The 1,046-nt window shown below is 47.5% G+C and carries 1 protein-coding gene; it reads left to right on the top strand.

Annotation, left to right across the window (positions count from 1 at the left end; genetic code table 11):
- Positions 1 to 601 precede the first annotated feature (601 nt).
- Positions 602 to 1,046: hypothetical protein (locus tag CIK89_RS08400; protein ID WP_144007383.1), on the top strand; the 445-nt coding region annotated here is incomplete at its 3' end.

Below are 1,046 nucleotides of genomic sequence, written 5' to 3'. Positions count from 1 at the left end.
CCAAGGCGGTGGTTTTTCAAAACTGTTATATTGTTATATTGTAACGCTGTAACGCCATTTTTGCGTTTCACTGAAAAATACCGTTTTCGGCTCTTTTCTTTACAGCGTCTAATTCTCACCCATGATCCTACCACAGTTTCAAGCCAATAAAAGTATAGTGTTCCACCTATCTTCCTTATATTCAGCAATATACGATAATCACCAAGATTTATACTTCAAAATTTGGCTTTGTAACCAACTGATACACAGGGAAATGTAACAAGCCGTGGGAAAATTGGTCACAAGCCGTGGGAAAAGTGGAACAACCGATTATTTTTCTTCGTACCTTTGCACCGCAGTCCAAGATAGGCGGCACCGTGGTTCAAGAGAGAATCACTCATCGCACAGAACATTCCGTCCGCACACAGACGTGGGCAACTCCTCAGTAAGTCACCAGTGAATCCGCACTAAATCCCAAAATTAGGCGGACAACGATGGGACAAAATGGGAGGAACATGGGAACTGAAAAGGAGAAACCGACGATGTGGGAATGAGTGCAAACTAACTTATTAACTAACTATTCCCCAGAACCCCCACTGGTCTAACAAACGGGGGAAACAAAATGGCTATTCTAAATGGACTTATCAAAAAAATGAGTGGATCGGCTGGTCAGTTGACTTTCAAGACTGTCAATGGACGTACCGTAGTATCGGAGAAAGTGACCAAGGTACGCAACACCCGCACCAAGGGACAACAGCGTCAGCGCATGAAATGGGTGAACATCGTCCGCATGTATGCAGGACTCGTTCCGCTGCTGAAAAACGCCTTCGAGAGGAAAGCGCAGTACCACACCGACTACAACATGTTCGTCCGTGCGAACAGCGTGGCAGCTCCTGTCTATCTCACCAAGGCTGAATCGGATGGCGGCGCATGCATCGCAGCTCCCTATCAGATCACCCAAGGCACGCTGCCCTCTATCTCGGTGAAGGGTACTGGCGACAAGGCGGTGACCAGCATCAACCTCGGAGGTCTCGCCATCGACGAGAATACCATGGTGAAGGACTTCG

Source organism: Prevotella sp. P4-119, from assembly GCF_002251345.1.
Classification (GTDB): domain Bacteria; phylum Bacteroidota; class Bacteroidia; order Bacteroidales; family Bacteroidaceae; genus Prevotella.
Note: the sequence above shows the minus strand (reverse complement) of the source record. Positions and strands in the feature narration are given on the sequence as shown.